Raw genomic sequence first — 15,001 nt, forward strand, 5'->3', positions numbered from 1 at the left:
CAGTCTTATAGAAAGGAAAGCCAATCGATGCCGCAGGTGGATCCCGAACTCTTCGACCGCGGCCAGTTCCAGGCTGAACTGGCCCTGAAGGCAAGCCCTATCGCTGCTTTCAAGAAGGCGATCCGTCAGGCCCGCGAAGTGCTCGACGAGCGGTTTCGCAGTGGCCGGGAGATCCGCCGGTTGATCGAGGATCGTGCCTGGTTCGTCGATAACATCCTGCAAAAGGCCTGGGAGCAGTTCAACTGGAACTTCGAAGCCGACATCGCGCTGGTCGCGGTCGGCGGCTACGGTCGTGGCGAGTTGCACCCCTACTCCGACATCGACCTGCTGATCCTGCTGGACGGTGCCGACCACGAAATTTTCCGTGATTCCATCGAGCGTTTTCTGACGTTGCTGTGGGATATCGGCCTGGAAGTCGGCCAGAGCGTTCGCTCGGTGGACGAATGCGCCGAGGAGGCCCGCGCCGACCTGACGGTAATCACCAACCTGATGGAAAGCCGTACCATTGCCGGCCCCGAGCGCCTGCGTCAGCGCATGCTGGACGTGACCAGCACAGAACACATGTGGCCCAGCAAGGAATTCTTCCTGGCCAAGCGCGCCGAACAGAAAGCCCGTCACCACAAGTACAACGACACCGAGTACAACCTGGAACCCAACGTCAAGGGCTCGCCCGGTGGCTTGCGCGATATTCAGACGATTCTGTGGGTCGCCCGTCGTCAGTACGGCACCCTGAACCTGCGGGCCCTGGCCGGCGAAGGTTTCCTGGTGGAGAGCGAGAACGCCTTGCTGGCTTCGTCCCAGGAATTCCTGTGGAAAGTGCGTTACGCGCTGCACATGCTCGCCGGCCGCGCCGAAGACCGCCTGCTGTTCGACCACCAGCGCACGATTGCCGGGCTGCTGGGTTTCGTCGGCAATGACGCCAAGCACGCCATCGAAAACTTCATGCAGCAGTACTACCGGGTGGTCATGAGCATTGCCCAGCTCAGCGACTTGATCATCCAGCACTTCGAAGAAGTGATCCTGGCCCCCGAAGACGAAGCACCGCCGCAGCCAATCAACTCGCGATTCCAACTGCACGACGGCTACATCGAGGCGCGCAACAACAATGTGTTCCGCCGCACGCCGTTCGCCATGCTCGAAATCTTCGTGCTGATGGCCCAGCAGCCGGAGATCAAAGGCGTACGCGCCGACACCATCCGCCTGCTGCGCGAGAACCGTCATTTGATCGACGACGACTTCCGCAACGATATTCGCAATACCAGCCTGTTCATCGAATTGTTCAAGTGCAAGATCGGTATCCACCGCAACCTGCGGCGGATGAACCGTTACGGGATCCTTGGGCGTTATCTGCCAGAGTTCGGCTTTATTGTCGGGCAGATGCAGCACGACCTGTTCCACATCTATACCGTCGACGCGCACACCCTGAACCTGATCAAGCACCTGCGTAAGTTGCAGTACACCCAGGTGTCGGAAAAATTCCCGCTGGCCAGCAAGCTCATGGCCAAACTGCCCAAGCCGGAGTTGATTTACCTGGCCGGCCTGTACCACGACATCGGCAAGGGCCGGCATGGCGACCACTCGGAAATCGGCGCAGTGGACGCCGAAGCCTTTTGTCAGCGCCATCAGTTGCCGATCTGGGACAGCCGCCTGATCGTCTGGCTGGTGCAAAACCATCTCGTAATGTCGACCACTGCCCAGCGCAAGGACTTGTCCGACCCGCATGTGATCCACGATTTCGCGCAGATTGTCGGCGATGAAACCCGCCTCGATTATCTGTATGTGCTGACCGTTGCCGACATCAACGCGACCAACCCGACGCTATGGAACTCCTGGCGCGCGAGCCTGTTGCGCCAGCTCTACACCGAGACCAAGCGCGCCTTGCGTCGCGGCCTGGAAAACCCGGTGGATCGCGAAGAGCAGATCCGCCAGACCCAAAGCGCAGCACTGGACATTCTGGTACGCGGCGGCACCGACCCGGACGACGTCGAGCAGTTGTGGGCGCAACTGGGCGATGACTACTTCCTGCGTCACACCGCCGGTGACGTAGCCTGGCACACCGATGCAATCTTGCAGCAGCCGGCCGACGGCGGCCCGCTGGTGCTGATCAAGGAAACCACCCAGCGCGAGTTCGAGGGCGGTACGCAGATCTTCATTTATGCGCCGGACCAGCACGACTTCTTCGCCGTGACCGTGGCGGCGATGGACCAGCTCAACCTGAACATTCACGACGCCCGGGTCATCACCTCCAGCAGCCAGTTCACCCTCGACACCTATATCGTGCTCGACACCGATGGAGACTCGATCGGCGACAACCCGGCGCGGGTCAAGCAGATCCGCGAAGGCCTGACCGAAGCCCTGCGCAATCCGGACAACTACCCAACGATTATCCAGCGTCGGGTACCGCGTCAGCTCAAACATTTTGCCTTTGCGCCACAGGTGACGATCCACAACGATGCCCAGCGTCCGGTGACCGTGCTGGAACTCAGTGCACCCGACCGTCCTGGGTTGCTGGCACGAATCGGCACGATCTTCCTCGAGTTCGACTTGTCGTTGCAGAACGCCAAGATCGCCACCTTGGGCGAGCGCGTTGAAGACGTGTTCTTCATCACCGACGCCAACAATCAGCCGCTATCCGACCCGTTGCTGTGCAGTCGTTTGCAGGATGCAATCGTCAAACAACTGAGCGTCAACCAGGAACCCGATATCAAACATTCGCGCATCAGCATCTGAATCAACCCAATCCCCCTGTGGGAGCGGGCTTGTGTGGCGAGGGAGCGTGCTCCCGCTGGGTCGCGAAGCGACCCCAAAAGCTTGCGACTGCTGCGCAGTCGAACGGGAGCAAGCTCCCTCGCCACACAGGCCCGCTCCCACATTGAACGAGGCCTCCATGAACAACGCTCTGAACCAGTTGCAGCCCTACCCGTTCGAAAAGCTCCGCGCCCTGCTCGGCAGCGTCACGCCAAACCCGGACAAACGCGCCATCGCGCTGTCCATCGGCGAACCGAAGCATCGCTCGCCAAGCTTTGTCGCCGAAGCGCTGGCAAGCAATCTGGATCAGATGGCCGTGTACCCGACCACCCTCGGCATCCCGGCCCTGCGTGAAGCGATCGCCGCATGGTGCGAACGCCGTTTCAGCGTTCCAAATGGCTGGCTCGACCCCGCGCGCAACGTGCTGCCCGTCAACGGCACCCGCGAAGCGTTGTTTGCATTCACCCAGACCGTGGTCAACCGTGGTGAAGACGCGCTGGTGGTCAGCCCGAACCCGTTCTATCAGATCTATGAAGGCGCGGCGTTCCTGGCCGGAGCCAAGCCGCATTACCTGCCATGCCTGGACGAAAATGGCTTTAACCCGGATTTCGACGCTGTTTCACCAGATATCTGGAAGCGCTGCCAGATCCTGTTCCTGTGCTCGCCGGGCAACCCGACCGGCGCATTGATCCCGGTTGAAACCCTGAAAAAGCTGATCGCCCTGGCCGACGAATACGACTTCGTGATCGCCGCCGACGAGTGCTACAGCGAACTGTACTTCGATGAACAGACTCCGCCACCCGGCCTGCTCAGCGCCTGTGTGGAACTGGGTCGCAAAGACTTCAAGCGTTGCGTGGTGTTCCACAGCCTGTCCAAACGCTCCAACTTGCCGGGCCTGCGTTCAGGCTTTGTGGCCGGTGATGCAGACATCCTCAAGGGCTTTCTGCTGTATCGCACTTACCACGGTTGCGCGATGCCGGTTCAAACGCAACTGGCCAGCGTTGCCGCGTGGAACGACGAAGTTCATGTGCGGGCCAACCGTGCGCTGTACCGTGAGAAGTACGATGCGGTATTGGAAATCCTCAGCCCGGTGATGGATGTACAGCGCCCGGATGGCGGTTTCTATTTGTGGCCGAATGTGCAAGGCGATGACGCTGCGTTCTGCCGGGATCTGTTCGAGCAAGAGCACGTGACCGTGGTGCCGGGTTCTTATCTGTCCCGAGAAGTTGATGGCGTCAATCCGGGCGCCGGGCGTGTGCGGATGGCGCTGGTTGCGCCGCTGGTGGAGTGCGTGGAGGCGGCTGAACGGATTCGCGCGTTCATTACCCGCCACAAGTAACGGCTGACGGCCCGCGCCAGGCCATCTGGCGCGGGCATTTTTTATATAAAGTTACACTTCAAATAACTATCTACCTCACCCGCTTGCCGACCAGACTTCAGTCTTGTGCGGCGCACTTTGCTGCGCCTGACAAACCCTTATCTGAACTTCACGGAAGAAGCTGATGATCAATGACATTTGTGACTGCAGGCTTATGCAGTGGCCAGACGACCAAGCGGCTTACGAGGCTGCCATTAATGAAAATCCTGCCAATGCAGGCTCCGCCAACGGCACTCGCCGTAAACGCTCGGTGGTCAATTATTCAAAACTGTGGGCCAACGGCCGCACGTTGAAAATCGCCTTTATGGATGCGCCCGACGCCGATCAAAAAAAGAAGATTATTGCTGCCGCCAGCCAATGGTTACCGTATATCAACCTCAAATTTGATTTCGTCGATGATTTGAAAGGCGATATTCGCGTAGCCACCAAGAACAACGACAACAGCTCGATGCTGGGTACCGACGCCCTGTTGATTCATCCTGATCACCCCACCATGAACCTGGGCGTCAAACCCGAACATGAAGACTTCGCAGTGATCGTGATTCACGAATTCGGACATGCACTTGGCGCGATGCATGAACACCAGCACCCGCAGGCGAATATTCCCTGGGACAAACCGAAGGTGTATGAGTTTTACCAGAACCGCGAGATGAACCCGCTCACTCGAGAACAAGTCGACAGAAACCTGTTCGCATCCTTCAACACACTAGATGCGATTTACACTTCTTATGACAAAAAATCGATCATGCACCACCCGGTGGCGAATGCATTGACAGTGGGTGACTGGGAAATCCCGATCAACCGCGAAATCAGCAAAAAAGACAAGCGCTTGATGAAACTGCTCTACCCAAAATAAACCGATCTACCCCTACCCATTGTCGAGCTTCAGGCTCACACAATACCTCCTGCGTCATCACCGATCGGGTGATGACGACTCAGGCTATAAAACTCCAGACCGAGCGCCCACAGCGCTTTCAAGCCGCTCCGGCAACCCCATTCCGAAAGTGCAATATTTGCCGCCTAGACTGCAGGCTGACCGATGCACCATGGAACAGCGAATGATCGTGACAAACAGACAAACCCGACCACAACCGACGCGAAACCGTCCGGTCATGGCATAATCCGTCACCTTTTATTTTCAGCACCTGTAAAGGGGGCAATTCCTTGACCGTTTCAAGCAAAACGTTGCACCTTTTCGGCATCAAAGCCTGCGACACCATGAAAAAGGCGCGCACCTGGCTCGATGAACACGCTGTGAGCTATGACTTTCATGATTACAAAGCGGTCGGAATCGACCGTGAACACCTGACCCATTGGTGCGAGGAGCACGGCTGGCAAGTGGTGTTGAACCGTGCAGGCACGACCTTTCGCAAGCTCGACGACGAACGCAAAGCCGATCTCGACCAGCCGAAAGCCATCGAACTGATGCTCGCACAACCCTCGATGATCAAGCGCCCGGTGCTCGATCTCGGTGACAGAACCCTGATTGGCTTCAAGCCAGATATCTACGCGGCCGCACTCAAGTAAGGCAGCCCGTTCCATTTTGTTAGAGGTATCAACATGTCCACTACCCTGTTCAGCCTGGCCTTTGGTGTCGGCACTCAAAACCGTCAAGGCGCATGGCTGGAAGTGTTTTACGCGCAACCACTGCTCAACCCTTCGGCCGAACTGATCGCGGCCATTGCGCCGGTTCTGGGCTACACCGAAGGCAATCAGGCCATCGCCTTCAGCACCGCTCAAGCCTCGCAATTGGCCGAAGCGCTCAAAGGCGTCGACGCAGCCCAGGCTGCGTTGCTGACCCGTCTGGCCGAGAGCCACAAGCCACTGGTTGCCACATTGCTGGCTGAAGACGCACAGCTGAGTTCCACGCCTGAGGCTTACCTCAAACTGCACCTGCTGTCCCACCGCCTGGTCAAGCCGCACGGCCTGAACCTGGCCGGGATCTTCCCGCTGCTGCCAAACGTGGCTTGGACCAGTCAGGGTGCGATTGACCTGTCCGAACTGGCTGAGCATCAACTGGAAGCCCGTCTGCGTGGCGAACTGCTGGAAGTGTTCTCGGTGGACAAGTTCCCGAAAATGACCGACTACGTGGTACCGGCCGGCGTGCGTATCGCTGACGCGGCACGTATTCGCCTTGGCGCTTATGTGGGCGAAGGCACCACCGTGATGCACGAAGGTTTCGTCAACTTCAACGCCGGCACCGAAGGCCCGGGCATGATCGAAGGCCGCGTGTCGGCTGGCGTATTCGTCGGCAAGGGTTCGGACCTGGGCGGCGGTTGCTCGACCATGGGCACCCTGTCGGGCGGCGGCAACATCGTGATCAAGGTCGGCGAAGGCTGCCTGATTGGCGCCAACGCTGGTATCGGTATCCCGTTGGGCGACCGCAACACCGTTGAGTCGGGCCTGTACGTGACGGCCGGCACCAAGGTTGCGCTGCTGGACGAGCACAACAAACTGGTCAAAGTGGTCAAGGCCCGTGAACTGGCCGGTCAACCTGACCTGTTGTTCCGCCGCAATTCGGAAACCGGTGCCGTGGAGTGCAAAACCCACAAATCGGCCATCGAACTGAACGAAGCGCTGCACGCTCACAACTAAGCAGAGCGTCAAATGATCACCTGTGCAGGAGCAAGCTCTGCTCCTGCACAGGTCAGGCGTACACCCGCCCATGTCACCAGGGCCGAACAACATGATGATTCCTTCTCCCTGGCGCGCCGATTTTCCGGCCATCGCCGCCTTGCAACGGCAAGACCAGACCTATCTGGACAACGCCGCCACCACGCAAAAACCTCAAGCCTTGCTGGATGCCCTGGCGCATTACTACGCCAACGGCGCGGCCAACGTGCATCGGGCTCAGCACTTGCCCGGTGCCCATGCTACCCAGGCGTTCGAGGACAGCCGCCGCAAAGTTGCGCAATGGCTCAATGCCGGCGATTGCGGACAGATTATCTTTACCCACGGTGCGACTTCCGCGCTGAACCTCCTGGCCTATGGCCTGGAACACCTTTTCAATCCGGGCGATGAAATTGTCATCAGCGCTCTGGAGCACCACGCCAACCTGTTGCCGTGGCAGCAACTGGCTCACCGTCGCGACCTGAAACTGGTGATTCTGCCGTTGGATGTCGATGGCTTGATCGACCTGGATGTTGCCGCGCAGATGATCGGTCCGCGAACCCGTTTGCTAGCGGTCAGCCAGCTGTCCAACGTGCTGGGCGCCTGGCAACCGTTGCCCGCGCTGTTGGCGATGGCCAAGGCACACAACGCGCTGACCGTGGTCGATGGCGCTCAAGGCGTGGTTCATGGTCGGCACGATGTGCAGTCACTGGGCTGCGACTTCTACGTATTTTCCAGCCACAAACTCTACGGCCCCGATGGCCTGGGCGTGCTGTTCGGGCGCAACGAAGCGCTGCAACAGCTGCGCCCCTGGCAGTTCGGCGGCGAAATGGTGCTGGACGCCAACTACCACGATGCTCGCTTTCGGTCCGCACCGCTGGGGTTCGAGGCCGGTACGCCGCCGATCGCCAGTGTGATCGGCCTGGGCGCAACGTTGGACTACCTCGCGGGGCTGGATCAGGACGCCGTGTCCGCCCACGAAGCGGCGCTGCATGACTATCTGCTCAAAGGCCTGGAAGCGCGCAACGGCATTCGCCTGCTGGGCAAACCGCAACTGGCGCTGGCCAGTTTTGTCGTCGAAGGTGTGCATAACTCTGATCTGGCGCATTTGCTGACTGAACAGGGCATCGCCGTGCGCGCCGGTCATCATTGCGCCATGCCGTTGCTCAAAAGCTTTGAACTGGCGGGGGCGATTCGGGTGTCGTTGGCGCTGTATAACAATTCCGAAGACCTTGAGCGTTTTTTCGAAGCACTGGATCAGGCCCTGGAGTTGTTGCGATGACACTGCCCGCGGATGCCGTCACGGCACTGGACACGTTTCAGCAGGCGGCGAGCTGGGAACAGCGGGCGCGGCTGTTGATGCAGTGGGGCGACCGTCTGCCAGCGTTGAGCGATGTGGATAAAGTCGACGCCAACCGCGTGCACGGTTGTGAAAGCCAGGTCTGGCTGGTCGGCACGTTGCAGGATGGGCACTGGCAATTCAGCGCCAGCAGCGATGCGCGATTGATTCGCGGGTTGGTGGCGTTGCTGCTGGTGCGGGTCAACGGGTTGTCGGCGGTTGAGTTGCGGCAGGTGGATTTGGCGGACTGGTTCAGTCAGCTGGGGCTGGGTCGCCAGTTATCCCAATCCCGTAGCAATGGCTTGAATGCGGTGTTGCAGCGGATGCGTGAGCTAGCGCACTGATCGTTCCCACGCTCTGCATGGGAATGCCTCCACGGACGCTCCGTGTTCGCCTCTGGAAGGGACGCGGAGCGTCCCGGGCTGGATTCCCACGCAGAGCGTGGGAACGATCGAACCACAACCATTAAACCTGAGGTTTGACCCGATCCGCCGGACGCCGAACCCCAGCCACAATCTTATCCACAGCCTTGGTCGCCGCGACCATGCCAAACGTCGCCGTCACCATCATCACCGCGCCAAAGCCCCCGGCGCAGTCGAGCTTCACGCCGTCCCCGACAAAACTCTTCTGCAGGCAAATGCTGCCATCGGGTTTCGGGTAGCGCAGTTGCTCGGTGGAAAACACGCACGGCACGCTGTAGTGACGGGTCACGGTACGGGAGAAGCCGTAGTCGCGGCGCAATGTAGAGCGCACTTTCGACGCCAGCGGATCGTTGAACGTGCGATTCAGGTCGCAGACCTGGATCAGCGTCGGGTCGATCTGCCCTCCCGCGCCGCCGGTGGTGATGATCTGGATCTTGCGCCGCTTGCACCAGGCGATCAGCGCCGCCTTGGCGTTGACGCTGTCGATGCAGTCGATCACGCAGTCGATGTTCGGCGTGATGTATTCGGCCATGGTTTCGCGGGTGACGAAGTCCGCCACCGCATGCACCGTGCAATCCGGGTTGATCCCGCGCAGACGCTCGGCCATCACCTCGACCTTGGGCTTGCCTACGGTGCTGTCCAGCGCATGCAGCTGACGGTTGACGTTGCTGACGCAGACGTCGTCCAGGTCAAACAGCGATATCTCGCCCACGCCACACCGGGCAACCGCTTCCGCCGCCCAGGAACCGACACCACCGACGCCGACGATCGCCACATGGGCCGCGCGCAAGCGCTCCATGCCTTCAATGCCATACAAGCGGGCGATACCAGCAAACCGCGGATCTTCTGTACTCATGACCATTACCCCAAAAACCGGCGCGCATTATAGGGCTGTCGGCGGTCAAGAGCACCTTTGGAGCTATGGACGGCAATCTTGACTGCTTCAATTGACTACAAATTTATTGGAATTGGGCTACATCATCCCGGTCGAAGAACTTAAGTCGACCTGGATTGCCCAATGTCGGGCGTTTCCCTGTTCGCTGTACGGTCAGAGAACCTCCAGTGTAGGATGCGCGCCCCTGCCACCTGGCAGCCGGCCGCCAACCGTTCCTTCGTTCCACAGCCTTTGGAACCCGAAAAAGCTATGTCATCGCGTAAATTTGGACTCAACCTGGTCGTGGTGCTCGCCATCGCAGCCTTGTTTACCGGCTTCTGGGCGCTGATCAATCGCCCGGTCACCGCCCCCAACTGGCCTGAACAGATCTCCGGCTTCTCGTACTCGCCGTTTCAACAAGGCCAGTACCCGCAGAAAGACCAGTATCCGACCGACGATGAAATGCGTCGCGACCTGGAGATCATGAGCAAGCTGACGGACAACATCCGGACCTACTCGGTCGACGGTACGCTGGAGGACATTCCCAAACTGGCGGAAGAGTTCGGCCTGCGGGTGACCCTGGGGATCTGGATCAGCCCGGACCAGGAGCGCAACGAACGGGAAATCACCCGAGCCATCGAGCTGGCCAATTCCTCGCGCAGCGTTGTTCGCGTGGTGGTAGGTAACGAGGCCTTGTTTCGTGAGGAGATCACGCCTGAAGCGTTGATCGTTCTACTCGATCGCGTGCGTGCAGCGGTCAAAGTGCCGGTTACCACTTCCGAGCAGTGGCATATCTGGGAGAAATACCCGCAACTGGCCAAGCACGTCGACCTGATCGCAGCTCACGTTCTGCCCTACTGGGAGTTCATCCCTGTGGACAAGGCCGGCCAGTTTGTTCTTGACCGCGCCCGTGACCTGAAAAAGATGTTCCCGAAAAAACCGTTGCTGCTCTCCGAAGTCGGCTGGCCGAGCAACGGCCGCATGCGCGGTGGCGCCGATGCATCGCCGGCGGACCAGGCCATTTACTTGCGCACACTGGTCAACAAGCTCAACCGTCAGGGTTTCAACTACTTCGTGATCGAAGCGTTTGACCAACCGTGGAAGGCCAGTGACGAAGGGTCGGTGGGCGCGTACTGGGGCGTGTTCAACGCCGCGCGCCAGCAGAAGTTCAACTTCGAAGGCCCGGTGGTCGCGATCCCGCAGTGGCGCGTACTGGCCATCGGTTCGGTAGTGCTGGCGCTGCTGTCCCTGACCCTGCTGATGATCGACGGTTCGGCCTTGCGTCAACGTGGCCGTACCTTCCTGACCTTTATCGCGTTCCTCTGCGGTTCGGTGCTGGTGTGGATCGGTTACGACTACAGCCAGCAATACAGCACCTGGTTCAGCCTGACGGTGGGTTTCCTCCTCGCCCTCGGTGCGCTCGGGGTGTTCATCGTGCTGCTGACTGAAGCCCACGAACTGGCCGAAGCGGTGTGGGTGCACAAACGCCGGCGCGAGTTTCTGCCGGTGGAAGGCGACTCCAGCTATCGACCGAAAGTGTCGATTCACGTGCCGTGCTACAACGAGCCGCCGGAGATGGTCAAACAGACCCTCAACGCCCTGGCCAACCTCGACTATCCGGACTTCGAAGTCCTGATCATCGACAACAACACCAAGGACCCGGCCGTCTGGGAACCGGTGCGCGATTACTGCGAAACCCTTGGCCCGCGCTTCAAGTTCTTCCACGTCGCGCCATTGGCCGGTTTCAAGGGTGGCGCACTGAATTACCTGATTCCGCACACCGCCAAGGACGCCGAAGTAATTGCGGTGATCGACTCGGACTACTGCGTCGACCGTAACTGGCTCAAGCACATGGTGCCGCACTTCGCCGACCCGAAAATCGCGGTGGTGCAATCGCCACAAGATTATCGCGACCAGAACGAAAGCACCTTCAAGAAGCTCTGCTACGCGGAATACAAAGGCTTCTTCCACATCGGCATGGTTACCCGCAACGACCGTGACGCGATCATCCAGCACGGCACCATGACCATGACCCGGCGCTCGGTGCTCGAGGAACTGGGCTGGGCCGACTGGTGTATCTGTGAAGACGCCGAACTGGGCCTGCGTGTGTTCGAAAAGGGTCTGTCGGCGGCGTACTACCACACCAGCTACGGCAAAGGCCTGATGCCCGATACCTTTATCGACTTCAAGAAACAGCGTTTCCGCTGGGCCTATGGCGCGATTCAGATCATCAAGCGTCACACCGCCAGCCTGCTGCGCGGCAAGGACACCGAGCTGACCCGTGGCCAGCGTTACCACTTCCTCGCGGGCTGGTTGCCGTGGGTGGCGGACGGCATGAACATCTTCTTCACCGTCGGCGCGCTGTTGTGGTCGGCGGCGATGATCATCGTGCCGCAACGGGTCGATCCACCGCTGCTGATTTTCGCGATCCCGCCATTGGCGCTGTTCGTGTTCAAGGTGGGCAAGATCATCTTCCTGTACCGCCGCGCGGTCGGGGTCAACCTGAAAGACGCCTTCTGCGCCGCGTTGGCCGGGCTGGCGTTGTCGCACACCATCGCCAAAGCGGTGCTGTACGGTTTCTTCACCAGCAGCATTCCGTTCTTCCGCACGCCGAAGAATGCCGATAACCACGGCTTCTGGGTGGCGATTTCGGAGGCTCGCGAAGAGCTGTTCATCATGTTGCTGCTGTGGGGCGCGGCGCTGGGGATCTTCCTGGTGCAGGGTATACCAAGCAACGACATGCGCTTCTGGGTGACCATGTTGCTGGTGCAGTCGCTGCCGTACCTGGCGGCGCTGATCATGGCGTTCCTGTCGTCGCTGCCCAAACCTTCGGTGGAAGTAGCGCCTGCGCCTGCGGTCTAAATCGACACAGATGCACTAAACGGCGGCCAATGGCCGCCGTTTTGCTTTAAGATAACCGCCATTTTGCAGGCCTTGGCCGGGCACGTTCCGACGGCCAAACGCCATACCTGTGGGAGCGGGCTTGCTCGCGAATGCGGTGTGCCAGTCAATATCAATGCTGAATGACACACCGTATTCGCGAGCAAGCCCGCTCCCACATTTGGCCCCGTGCCCACATTTACAGTTTCCGGAGTCTTACATGACGGCCCACGCCGACCTTTCGCCGACCCTTCAACTCGCCATCGACCTGATCCGCCGTCCATCCGTGACGCCGGTCGACGCCGATTGCCAGAAGCAGATGATGCAGCGCCTGGGCGATGCCGGTTTTATGCTGGAACCGATGCGCATCGAAGATGTGGATAACTTCTGGGCGACACACGGCAAACACGACGGCCCGGTGCTGTGCTTCGCCGGTCACACCGACGTGGTGCCGACTGGTCCGGTGGCGGCCTGGCAGATCGATCCGTTCAACGCGGTGATCGACGAACACGGCATGCTCTGCGGCCGTGGTGCGGCAGACATGAAAGGCAGTCTTGCGTCCATGACCGTGGCAGCCGAGCGTTTCGTCGCCGACTATCCGGATCACAAGGGCAAGGTCGCGTTCCTGATCACCAGCGACGAAGAAGGCCCGGCCCATCACGGCACCAAGGCTGTGGTCGAGCGCCTTGCCGCCCGCAAGGAACGTCTGGACTGGTGCATCGTCGGCGAGCCGTCGAGCACGACCCTGGTGGGTGACGTGGTCAAGAACGGCCGTCGCGGTTCCCTCGGCGCCAAATTGACCGTGCGCGGTGTGCAGGGCCACGTGGCTTATCCGCACCTGGCAAAGAACCCGATTCACCTCGCGGCCCCGGCGCTGGCCGAACTTGCCGCCGAGCACTGGGACCACGGCAATGATTTCTTCCCGCCGACCAGCTTCCAGATCTCCAACGTCAATTCCGGCACCGGTGCGACCAACGTGATTCCGGGTGATCTGGTGGCGGTATTCAACTTCCGCTTCTCCACCGAGTCCACCGTCGAAGGCCTGCAAAAGCGCGTCGCCGACATTCTCGACAAGCATGGCCTGGACTGGCACATCGACTGGGCGCTGTCCGGCCTGCCGTTCCTCACCGAGCCGGGCGCGCTGCTCGACGCAGTGTCGGCGAGCATCAAGGACATCACCGGTCGTGACACCAAAGCCTCCACCAGCGGCGGCACTTCCGACGGACGCTTCATCGCGACCATGGGCACCCAAGTGGTTGAACTGGGCCCGGTCAACGCGACGATCCACCAGGTCAACGAGCGTGTGCTGGCGGCCGACCTCGACGTGCTGACCGAAATCTACTACCAGACTCTGATCAAGTTGCTCGCCTGATGCTCGCCTGCCCGATCTGCAGCGAACCGCTGAACGCGGTGGACAACGGCGTGGCCTGCCCCGCCGGGCATCGTTTCGACCGCGCACGGCAGGGTTACCTGAACCTGCTGCCGGTGCAGCACAAGAACAGCCGTGACCCTGGGGATAATCAGGCGATGGTCGAAGCCCGTCGCGACTTTCTGAACGCCGGCCATTACGCGCCGGTGGCCAAACGTCTGGCGGAACTGGCGGCCGGTTATGCGCCGCAGCGCTGGCTGGACATCGGTTGTGGCGAGGGTTACTACACCGCGCAAATCGCCGAAGCCTTGCCCAACGCCGATGGCTACGCCCTGGACATTTCCCGGGAAGCGGTCAAACGCGCCTGCAAACGCAACCCTGCGCTAACCTGGTTGATCGCCAGCATGGCGCGGGTGCCGTTGGCCTCGGGCAGTTGCCAGTTTCTGGCCAGCGTGTTCAGCCCGCTGGACTGGGAAGAAGGCAAACGTCTGCTCAGCCCCGGTGGCGGCTTGATGAAAGTCGGGCCCACCAGCGGCCATCTGATGGAATTGCGTGAGCGGCTGTACGACGAAGTGCGCGAATACACCGACGACAAGCACCTGGCGCTGGTGCCGGAAGGCATGGCGTTGCAACACAGCGAAACCCTGGAATTCAAACTGACGCTGGTCAATGGTCAGGATCGCGCGAACCTCTTGGCGATGACACCTCACGGCTGGCGCGCCAGTGCCGAACGCCGGACGGCGGTCATCGAGCAGGCTGAGCCGTTCGAAGTCACGGTGTCGATGCGCTACGATTATTTCGTTCTTCAATAACCCAACAAACTTTGGTCTTGAGCTACGGCTTGAGACCGGCTAAATCCGCGAATGGATTTTTCAGACCCGCAGTGAGGACATCCATGCGCCAACCGGACATTGAGATTTACCTGAAAGACGCCGACGTCGATCACAAAGCCATCGCCGCATGGCTCGGCGCGGCTCTGGGGCCGTGCACCGACTGGGTCCAGAAAGGCCAGACCTACAAGTGCAAGGCCGGCAGCGTGCCGGTGACCTGGCTGCCCAAAGCCGTCGGCAAATGGAACAGCCTGTACCTGGAAAGTGACCAGACCCCGTGGGAAGACGATATTGCCTGCGCCCGCGCCGCATTTGCCGCACTGAACGTCGAAGTGCGTTGCGCGCCGGGTAGCTGGGTCGAAGAAGAAGGTGAGGAAACGGCAGATCGCTGGATTCGCATCAGTGTCGATGGTGAAGAAGAGATCACCTGGAAAACCGCGTAATCTGCGTAAGCATAAATCTGTAGGAGCGAGGCTTGCCCGCGAAGCTTTTAGCGCCAGTGATGACGCCTTCGCGGGCAAGTCGGATCGCCGCACCGCTCGCTCCTACAG

Annotated in this window: 12 protein-coding genes; 11 read left to right on the forward strand and 1 reads right to left on the reverse strand. The window is 60.1% G+C overall.

Annotated features, from left to right (window positions below; translation table 11 throughout):
• Positions 1 to 27: 27 nt before the first annotated feature.
• The 7 genes from AC30D7_RS20590 to AC30D7_RS20620 all read left to right on the forward strand — a co-directional run bounded on the left by AC30D7_RS20590 (position 28) and on the right by AC30D7_RS20620 (position 8,419).
• A complete protein-coding gene (locus tag AC30D7_RS20590) occupies positions 28 to 2,730 on the forward strand; it encodes a [protein-PII] uridylyltransferase (RefSeq protein WP_490135278.1) in 2,703 nt (900 codons plus the stop codon).
• Between the two features lie 157 nt (positions 2,731 to 2,887).
• A complete protein-coding gene (gene dapC / locus AC30D7_RS20595) occupies positions 2,888 to 4,087 on the forward strand; it encodes a succinyldiaminopimelate transaminase (protein ID WP_490135279.1) in 1,200 nt (399 codons plus the stop codon).
• 163 nt (positions 4,088 to 4,250) lie between these two features.
• Positions 4,251 to 4,982 (forward strand): M12 family metallopeptidase, encoded by a 732-nt coding sequence (locus AC30D7_RS20600; RefSeq protein ID WP_490135280.1) that lies wholly within the window; start codon positions 4,251 to 4,253, stop codon positions 4,980 to 4,982.
• Positions 4,983 to 5,290: 308 nt separating this feature from the next.
• Positions 5,291 to 5,653: an ArsC family reductase gene (locus AC30D7_RS20605; protein ID WP_490135281.1), complete on the forward strand. Its 363-nt coding sequence runs from the start codon at positions 5,291 to 5,293 to the stop codon at positions 5,651 to 5,653.
• A gap of 33 nt (positions 5,654 to 5,686) precedes the next feature.
• Entirely contained in the window at positions 5,687 to 6,721 is a 1,035-nt protein-coding gene (dapD, locus tag AC30D7_RS20610; protein ID WP_490135282.1) for a 2,3,4,5-tetrahydropyridine-2,6-dicarboxylate N-succinyltransferase, read from the forward strand.
• Between the two features lie 91 nt (positions 6,722 to 6,812).
• The gene (locus AC30D7_RS20615; RefSeq protein ID WP_490135283.1) at positions 6,813 to 8,018 is read left to right on the forward strand and encodes an aminotransferase class V-fold PLP-dependent enzyme; all 1,206 of its coding nucleotides are present in this window, start codon (positions 6,813 to 6,815) and stop codon (positions 8,016 to 8,018) included.
• Complete coding sequence (locus AC30D7_RS20620; RefSeq protein WP_490135284.1) at positions 8,015 to 8,419, forward strand: SufE family protein; 405 nt, start codon at positions 8,015 to 8,017, stop codon at positions 8,417 to 8,419. Before AC30D7_RS20615 ends, AC30D7_RS20620 begins: the two co-directional genes overlap by 4 nt.
• A 121-nt stretch (positions 8,420 to 8,540) precedes the next feature.
• On the opposite strand, the gene tcdA is transcribed toward AC30D7_RS20620, so the two are convergent.
• On the reverse strand, positions 8,541 to 9,353 hold the full coding sequence (tcdA, locus tag AC30D7_RS20625) for a tRNA cyclic N6-threonylcarbamoyladenosine(37) synthase TcdA (RefSeq protein WP_371929203.1): 813 nt from the start codon (positions 9,351 to 9,353) through the stop codon (positions 8,541 to 8,543).
• A gap of 288 nt (positions 9,354 to 9,641) precedes the next feature.
• Here tcdA and AC30D7_RS20630 point away from each other — a divergent pair, with 288 nt between their 5' ends.
• From AC30D7_RS20630 to AC30D7_RS20645, 4 genes are all read left to right on the forward strand, one after another.
• A complete protein-coding gene (locus AC30D7_RS20630; protein ID WP_490135285.1) occupies positions 9,642 to 12,233 on the forward strand; it encodes a glycosyltransferase in 2,592 nt (863 codons plus the stop codon).
• Between the two features lie 238 nt (positions 12,234 to 12,471).
• On the forward strand, positions 12,472 to 13,623 hold the full coding sequence (dapE, locus tag AC30D7_RS20635; protein WP_028939204.1) for a succinyl-diaminopimelate desuccinylase: 1,152 nt from the start codon (positions 12,472 to 12,474) through the stop codon (positions 13,621 to 13,623).
• Positions 13,623 to 14,432: a putative RNA methyltransferase gene (locus tag AC30D7_RS20640; RefSeq protein WP_490135286.1), complete on the forward strand. Its 810-nt coding sequence runs from the start codon at positions 13,623 to 13,625 to the stop codon at positions 14,430 to 14,432. Before dapE ends, AC30D7_RS20640 begins: the two co-directional genes overlap by 1 nt.
• 83 nt (positions 14,433 to 14,515) lie before the next feature.
• On the forward strand, positions 14,516 to 14,893 hold the full coding sequence (locus AC30D7_RS20645; RefSeq protein WP_018927031.1) for a hypothetical protein: 378 nt from the start codon (positions 14,516 to 14,518) through the stop codon (positions 14,891 to 14,893).
• The last annotated feature ends 108 nt before the right edge of the window (positions 14,894 to 15,001 follow it).

This window comes from Pseudomonas sp. DF5 (assembly GCF_058148225.1).

Excerpts from the sequence above, each read along its gene's own strand:
- dapC (WP_490135279.1), top strand. The coding sequence starts at position 2,888 with ATGAACAACGCTCTGAACCAGTTGCAGCCCTACCCGTTCGAAAAGCTC.
- AC30D7_RS20645 (WP_018927031.1), top strand. The coding sequence starts at position 14,516 with ATGCGCCAACCGGACATTGAGATTTACCTGAAAGACGCCGACGTCGAT.
- dapE (WP_028939204.1), top strand. The coding sequence starts at position 12,472 with ATGACGGCCCACGCCGACCTTTCGCCGACCCTTCAACTCGCCATCGAC.
- AC30D7_RS20620 (WP_490135284.1), top strand. The coding sequence starts at position 8,015 with ATGACACTGCCCGCGGATGCCGTCACGGCACTGGACACGTTTCAGCAG.
- dapD (WP_490135282.1), top strand. The coding sequence starts at position 5,687 with ATGTCCACTACCCTGTTCAGCCTGGCCTTTGGTGTCGGCACTCAAAAC.
- AC30D7_RS20600 (WP_490135280.1), top strand. The coding sequence starts at position 4,251 with ATGATCAATGACATTTGTGACTGCAGGCTTATGCAGTGGCCAGACGAC.
- AC30D7_RS20590 (WP_490135278.1), top strand. The coding sequence starts at position 28 with ATGCCGCAGGTGGATCCCGAACTCTTCGACCGCGGCCAGTTCCAGGCT.
- AC30D7_RS20630 (WP_490135285.1), top strand. The coding sequence starts at position 9,642 with ATGTCATCGCGTAAATTTGGACTCAACCTGGTCGTGGTGCTCGCCATC.
- AC30D7_RS20640 (WP_490135286.1), top strand. The coding sequence starts at position 13,623 with ATGCTCGCCTGCCCGATCTGCAGCGAACCGCTGAACGCGGTGGACAAC.
- tcdA (WP_371929203.1), bottom strand. The coding sequence starts at position 9,353 with ATGAGTACAGAAGATCCGCGGTTTGCTGGTATCGCCCGCTTGTATGGC.
- AC30D7_RS20615 (WP_490135283.1), top strand. The coding sequence starts at position 6,813 with ATGATGATTCCTTCTCCCTGGCGCGCCGATTTTCCGGCCATCGCCGCC.